Raw genomic sequence first — 5,581 nt, 5'->3', positions numbered from 1 at the left:
CTCAGAATAGACTTTGGGACTAAATATTATACTATCTGTATCATGCAACTTGTAGGTCAATCGTCTTTTACCTCTGATAGAAAGAACTTTTGCATGTTGAATCAACCGTTCATTCATGATCACCGGATAATACTCTGACTGTATGATGACAGCCCCGCTCCTGACCTCATAATGTCCATCACCACGAGGGGGAGCATGTTCATCAAATACAAAGACGATATCATTAGGAATATTTTTTTTAATATCCTGACCAAATGCTGTCATATCATGAAATTGAAACTGGAATCGGATATTACTGAGCTTCCACCCGCACTGGCCGCCGCCATCAAACGCCACAGCGTTGCTGACAACATTGCTGCCGGCTTCGGGCTTAAAAGGAACGGTAAGCAGATGATAGCCATCCCTGGAGCTTATCGCCCCCGTTGAGGTCAGAATTTTATCCCGGCATCTTTCTGAACGATAGATCACCTTCATTGGCAGGATATCAACATCGGCGGGCTTAACGACCGCCACCTTGACGCGCTTTCCATCCTGCGGGGGCGACAGCTTCTGGCTCACCGCGCAGCCGGTCAGTAAAAGCAACGATAACAGATTAATTGCCTTAACTATTTTCACTTCATGACTTTCCACATAAAATTGAATATTTATTTATCGGGAATAATTATAAAAACAGATCCCGACCAACATTAACAGGAGCCACTACTTCATAAGCTTTAGTTTTTCGAAATCTATTGGATGTTGCCCTTTAATACTGGATATTTTTGTCCCGTCCGGATAGGTAATAATGGCCTCTCCGCCAAAGACTTCCGGACCTAAAACTCTCACAGCCTTCTCAGAATAGACTTTGGGACTAAATATTATACTATCTGTATTATGCAATTTGTAGGTCAGCATTCTCTTTCCTTCGATAGAAAGAACTTTTGCATGTTGAATCAACCGTTCATTCATGATCACCGGATAATACTCTGACTGTATGATGACAGCCCCGCTCCTGACCTCATAATGTCCATCACCACGAGGGGGAGCATGTTCATCAAATACAAAGACGATATCATTAGGAATATTCTTTTTAATATCCTGACCAAAAGCTGTCATATCATGAAATTGAAACTGGAATCGGATATTACTGAGCTTCCACCCGCACTGGCCGCCGCCATCAAACGCCACAGCGTTGCTGACAACATTGCTGCCAGCTTCGGGCTTAAAAGGAACGGTAAGCAGATGATAACCATCCCTGGAGCTTATCGCCCCCGTGGAGGTCAGAATTTTATCCCGGCATCTTTCTGAACGATAGATCACATTCATTGGCAGGATATCAACATCGGCGGGCTTAACGACCGCCACCTTGACGCGCTTTCCATCCTGCGGTGGCGACAGCTTCTGGCTCACCGCGCAGCCGGTCAGTGTCAATAACGGTAGCAGGATAGTGATACCAGCTATTTTCATGAACTATACTCCTCGCTCGTTTTCTTATATCGCTCTAGCGCCGCCGCACCCTCCGGCGTTTCGCTCGTCATCTTCAGAGTATCTCCCACCATGTGCTGTAAAGCGGCAAACATCTGATTTCTCTTTAATTCGCTGTCCGGGATACCCGCTTCGCCCATCTGTTTTTCAAATGCGGCTTTACTTTTGATACGTCTTTCCGCTTTTTCAGGAGCAACCAGTTCCACCAGTTGATCGTTGATATATGGCATATAAGCTGAAGACATAGAGTGCTTCTTCGGATTGGTAACCACCGAGTCTAAGTCAGGATTAGCATTTTTGGGAAAAAATTTCTTCATACCTTCTGGCGTCAGTGACTGAATGAACCGCATATCCTGATTTTTTGCCATGATACTTTTATCTTCTGCCAGTGAAGGAATCAAATAGTATTTGGTTTTCTTCGGAAGCCAGTATTTTATCTTACGGCATTTGGGAGCGCTCATAGAGCCTTCACACAGCGAAGCTTCCACGGTCTGTGCAGTATAATAAAACAGAGCGATGTCGCCGTGATGCCAGAAGCAATCCCCGACCTTCACGCCGGTAATTTTTTGTGAAAGCAGCTCTACGACAGACCACGTAGCGCCTAATACCGTTCCTATGGGACCATATATCTCATAAAACCAGTTATACAAGTTAACGTCGGGAGGAACGCCGGTAACGGTATCCGCATCATTAACGTGCCGGTAATGGGTAACATCGTTTAGCTCCATTACGGCATCGGCGGTAAATACCCTTGGCATACCATAGGTATAAAGTAATGGCTTGACAGACCTTAATTCTGCAGCATGGATTAAAGCTAAGGCACCACCTAAACTATGTCCGCATAAGAAAGGTACTTTACCGTCTCTAGAAATAAGATTCGTTATCTCATTAAAATTCTGTTCCGCTTTTTCTTTAGCACATTCAAACGCATCTAAAAAACCTTTATGAATCTTCCCTACCGGTGCAAGGTAAGAGGGACACACCTGCGGACTAAAGGTAATATCCGTCACCCAGTCCCTTACCTCCTGGGTTCCACGCCAGGCTACAATAACGTGCTCGCCGTTAGAAACGTAAAAAAACTGCGTATCATGACGAATAATATTACCGTTAGTTGTTACAAAACCACAATTAATATAGCGCTGGCTAAAAGGCACATCTTTGACCACGGCATAGTAATCATGGGCAGTACTTAGCTTTGGCGCTGAAGAAAGATCAAGACACTTTTCTACAAAATATTCGGTTATTGCTTGCTCAGGGGCATAGGCAAGATCCGCCATAATCCCTAAGTTATAGGCGTTTACCAATGAATAATCTTTTTGAGGATGCAGCATTAATGACCATGCCCTGAAGGGACAGATTTCAAAAACATAGCGACAGTTTAGTTTTTTCACCACCTGGCCGGAGAAGCGTGGATCGGGAAAATGACAGGCCGGCGGATGTTTTTTATCGTGCCATTCAGGCTCTATTTCCGGAAAGCTGTCGCACAGTTGTCCAATTTTGACATAGCGATACTCGTAGCCTCTGTCGAGGGCTTTTGCCTTTATCGTAGAATCTTCTTCATTGCGTCCGGGCCGCAACGCTCTTTTTTCCATTTCTTCTATAAGAGGCTTTGCCTCAATATGCAGGATCAATTCAAGGGGATGGAGACCTTCGATTCGAATAATACCGCTGGCATCGCTTTTACCTTTATAAGAGGCACATTGACTGCGGGTTGCAGCATTTTCTGCCACATACGGCATGTTGGCTACCGGGTTTTCTAACTCGTCCAGGAGCTGGAATTCAACCCAATATTTTTTTTGCTGTCCGGTATAAGCTTCCGGATATTGGCACTTCAGGGAGGTATTTGTTGTACTCATTATGACTATTCCTTATCCACTACCAGTAATCATCCATTATTCTGGATATTATCCATACAGCGAGTGTTTATAAATCAGCTTCAGCTTTCCGGATTAATTGTTTAAGAAATACCGCCAGCTCTTTCGAATGATAAAAGGCCATACAGTCATACATCACCATATTCACTGATGCCAGATCGCCCTTTTTCTGCCTGGGCTGGTAAAAATCGCCCGTCTTGATTTTTATAAAATTGTCCAGTTCATTATCTTTTTCGGCACTAAAGGCCAGACCATTATCGATATCAATAAAAGCTAATGTACCATCTTTAAGTGACGATTTACTAAAGTCGATCCCCATTTTTTTATAGTTATCATGAACACAGCGAGTAAGAGAGTAGATCCTGTATTCATCTACGATCTTGTTGAGATCGCCCTTATTGTTTTCATCGGCAATAGCGTTCCATGAAAAAAATGCCATGCTAATCAACAGAATAATATACCTCATCACTTCAACTCCCAAAAATAGACTGCATGTGTATTATCACTGATGTAATGATGATCGCCCATAACCCGCTTTCCTGTCCACAATGTAGCGTGGCCGGACGCGCCAAAAACGCCAGGCAATTTAGGAATCATAATATAAATACCCTTCTTCCCATCTAACACTCTGGCAACGCTCTCAATGTCTGCCGGAGAAGCGATCGACTTTTCCGGGTTTCCCCATTTAGCGACCAAAAATTCCTTCAGGCGGGCCGCTCCCGGCTCTATAAACTTGCCATAGTGCGGATGCGTTACTTCTGAGATCATGATCTTTCGGCTACCCACTCGGTTCATCCCTGCGGAGAGTAAAGCCAGTGAAACTCGCGTTCCACAAGCATTTGTATAGATAGTAGTGTCGTATCCATAGCCAAATATACTGGTAAATACCTCAGTTGCGCGAAGATCGTCTTCATAGTCTGTACCTGCATTCGTTTTCGGATATCCGGCATAAACGCTGGACCATGAGGGTCTTTTCACATTCAAAGATGAAGAACTATTACCAGAACGCGCAGTAATAACAGCCATTAATTATTCCTCGTCATTAAAATTAACCGGGCTATCTTTAAATATATTTTTGATAACCGCAACGCCATCCTCTCTGACCGTTGCCTGGTAACTTTTAATGATACCCTCCCCCATTTCAATATCAATATCAACGGTGTCACCTTGTTGATAATTCTCGGTTTGTGCATGCAAATTTAAATCAGAAAAATGTCTGGAGCTGTCAGAAACCGGTATTTGATCTTCGCCATACGTCCAGAACAGGGACGTCACTCTCTTTTCATCAGGGAACTCAATGCTCAGAGATGATGGCATTGCCGTATATATCGGCATCGTCCTGCCGTGCTCATCAGAGACACCCTCATAGACCTCACCTTCCCCGGTGGTAATTTTGAAAGCAGTAAACGGCTGAATGGTTTTACTTTCAGGATCTTTCAACGTAAAGCCTTCGCTATAACCTTTGGGAAAAATACGAGGCGGTGTTTGTAATGATAACGGCCCCAGCTTCTGCACGTTCATACTATTCAATAAGATATTTCCCGGTGCGCCCAGTTCGATATTTCCACCGCTGAGTTTGATATACGCCCCTCCGCAGGTGAGTATCAGTTCCTGGTCCGCCTTGACGATTACCTTGCCTTCAGCGCTGCTTAGCGTAATATCCTGTTGCGCCTCAGCGTTAAGCTCGCCTTTTTGGGCCTGGATATCAACCTTTCCTGCTCCGGCAAACAGCTGCATTCCTTCCCCCTGCGCAAACAGGCTTACCGTATCGTTGGCCGCCAGCGTGATCGACCTGCCGGCGCTGATATCCGTATTGTGCCCTGACATCAGCCCAATACTCGAACCACCAGATGCCAGCCGTACAGATTTGGGGCTGACAAAGCCAATTCCTTGCGGAGCATGTCCCAGCACGCCAGCCTGTTCCAGATCTTCCAGTGCACGATTAAGTTCGCCATGAGCAGCATTATCCCCGCTCGTGGCCTTTGCCGTTTGTGCTCTCCTACTAAGACTTTTTGCTAAAGACAGCGCCTGATTAAGCTGCTGGATAGCGTCTTCCATATCCAACATGCGCCCCTGAGCGCCTTGCTGCGTATCGGCCGAGATAAATACCCCTTTCCCTCCACGAATACTTATCCAGTCATCGGTTCTGAGTTCCGCGCCTTTACCCCGAATCAGCCGGTCATCATCAACGTTATGCCCCAAGTTCAGCTGCGTCTTGCCCCCGTACTCGGTGCTCAGCTTGA

At 45.3% G+C, this 5,581-nt stretch carries 6 protein-coding genes; all 6 read right to left on the bottom strand.

What is annotated here, in order from left to right; translation table 11 throughout:
* Positions 1 to 615, bottom strand: a 615-nt coding sequence (locus tag GJV78_RS22165; protein WP_155110239.1) for a hypothetical protein, incomplete at its 3' end; no start/stop codon positions are given.
* Positions 616 to 699: 84 nt separating this feature from the next.
* Positions 700 to 1,446: a hypothetical protein gene (locus GJV78_RS22160; protein ID WP_155110238.1), complete on the bottom strand. Its 747-nt coding sequence runs from the start codon at positions 1,444 to 1,446 to the stop codon at positions 700 to 702.
* The gene (locus GJV78_RS22155) at positions 1,443 to 3,320 is read right to left on the bottom strand and encodes a lipase family protein (protein ID WP_155110237.1); all 1,878 of its coding nucleotides are present in this window, start codon (positions 3,318 to 3,320) and stop codon (positions 1,443 to 1,445) included. Before GJV78_RS22155 ends, GJV78_RS22160 begins: the two co-directional genes overlap by 4 nt.
* 67 nt (positions 3,321 to 3,387) lie before the next feature.
* Positions 3,388 to 3,804: a hypothetical protein gene (locus GJV78_RS23840; protein ID WP_230979215.1), complete on the bottom strand. Its 417-nt coding sequence runs from the start codon at positions 3,802 to 3,804 to the stop codon at positions 3,388 to 3,390.
* The gene (locus tag GJV78_RS22145; protein WP_155110236.1) at positions 3,804 to 4,364 is read right to left on the bottom strand and encodes a T6SS effector amidase Tae4 family protein; all 561 of its coding nucleotides are present in this window, start codon (positions 4,362 to 4,364) and stop codon (positions 3,804 to 3,806) included. The genes GJV78_RS23840 and GJV78_RS22145 overlap by 1 nt, the downstream gene beginning before the upstream one ends.
* 3 nt (positions 4,365 to 4,367) lie before the next feature.
* The coding region (locus tag GJV78_RS22140) for a DUF2345 domain-containing protein (protein ID WP_155110235.1) at positions 4,368 to 5,581 on the bottom strand (1,214 nt) is incomplete at its 5' end.

Source organism: Intestinirhabdus alba, from assembly GCF_009711095.1.
Lineage (GTDB): Bacteria > Pseudomonadota > Gammaproteobacteria > Enterobacterales > Enterobacteriaceae > Intestinirhabdus > Intestinirhabdus alba.
The sequence above is the reverse complement of the archived record's forward strand: the minus strand, read 5'-3'. Positions and strand labels throughout refer to the sequence as shown.

What these genes read in the sequence shown, in the direction of transcription:
- GJV78_RS22160 (WP_155110238.1), bottom strand. Translation starts at nt 1,446, where the DNA reads ATGAAAATAGCTGGTATCACTATCCTGCTACCGTTATTGACACTGACC.
- GJV78_RS22155 (WP_155110237.1), bottom strand. Translation starts at nt 3,320, where the DNA reads ATGAGTACAACAAATACCTCCCTGAAGTGCCAATATCCGGAAGCTTAT.
- GJV78_RS23840 (WP_230979215.1), bottom strand. Translation starts at nt 3,804, where the DNA reads ATGAGGTATATTATTCTGTTGATTAGCATGGCATTTTTTTCATGGAAC.
- GJV78_RS22145 (WP_155110236.1), bottom strand. Translation starts at nt 4,364, where the DNA reads ATGGCTGTTATTACTGCGCGTTCTGGTAATAGTTCTTCATCTTTGAAT.